The sequence below is a fragment of the Dysgonomonas sp. GY617 genome (genome assembly GCF_015233815.1).
GTDB lineage: Bacteria > Bacteroidota > Bacteroidia > Bacteroidales > Dysgonomonadaceae > Dysgonomonas_A.
The window spans coordinates 1-1,098 of sequence record NZ_JADCLR010000019.1; the positions used below are offsets into that span (position 1 = coordinate 1).

Consider the following 1,098-nt stretch of genomic DNA (forward strand, 5'->3'; position numbering starts at 1 on the left):
TTATAATTTTCGGGCACCATCTTTAATAATGACATCGTACACTTTAGGCTTGATCTTGAACTTTTGTTCGTAGCTTTCGGTAGCACGTTTAATAAAGCCATCGTGTAATTCATCTTTTACAAGGTTGATGGTACAGCCACCGAAACCTCCGCCCATAACACGAGAGCCGGTTACTCCGCACTGACGGGCAACATCGTTTAAGAAGTCCAGTTCGGGACAGCTTACTTCGTATTTACGGCTTAAACCGATATGGGTTTCATACATCTTTTTTCCTACTGTTTCGTAGTCTCCTTCTTTAAGGGCTTGGCAGGCATCTAACAGACGTTGAATTTCTTCGATTACAAATTCTGCTCGTATGTAGTCTTCGGCGCTTACTTCGTTGGCTACTTCTTTGAGCATATCAAGTGTTGCGTCTCTTAGAAACTCTACTTCGGGATGGTATTTACGGATGTATGAGGCTGCGTTTTCGCATGATTCTCTGCGTTTGTTGTAGGCTGATGAGGCTAGCTCGTGTTCTACGCAGGTATTTATGAGCACTAATCGGTATCCTTTGGGATCGAATGGTACGTATTCGTATTCTAAGGAGCGACAGTCTAAACGGATGAGTGATCCTTCTTTTCCGAAGCAGGATGCGAATTGATCCATGATTCCGCATTTTACGCCTACGTAGTTATGTTCGGTGGCTTGTCCTATTTTGGCTAGTTCGAATCGGTCGAAACCTAAATTGTACATATCGTTTAGTGCGAATCCGAAACAGCTTTCGAGTGCTGCTGAGGATGACATGCCTGCGCCTAGTGGTACGTCTCCTGCAAAGACTACGTCGAAGCCTTGTATTTTGGCTCCTCGTTTGATCATTTCAAGGCATACTCCGAAGATGTATTTTGCCCATTGTTTGATGGGTACGTCGTCTAGTTGGAATTCGTCCATTTCTTCGAGGTCTAAAGCGTATGCTTTTATGGTGTCTGTTGTTCCGTTTGGTTTGATCATGCAGTACATGGCTTTGTCGATGGCGCCGGGTAGTACGAATCCGCCGTTATAGTCGGTATGTTCGCCGATCAGGTTGATACGTCCGGGAGCAGTGTAAAGTGCGCCGCCTTC

At 45.2% G+C, this 1,098-nt stretch carries 1 protein-coding gene; it reads right to left on the reverse strand.

Going from position 1 to position 1,098, the window contains the following annotated elements; all coding sequences use genetic code 11:
- Positions 1-1,098, reverse strand: a 1,098-nt coding sequence (galK, locus tag IR022_RS09850) for a galactokinase (protein ID WP_194203576.1), incomplete at its 5' end; no start/stop codon positions are given.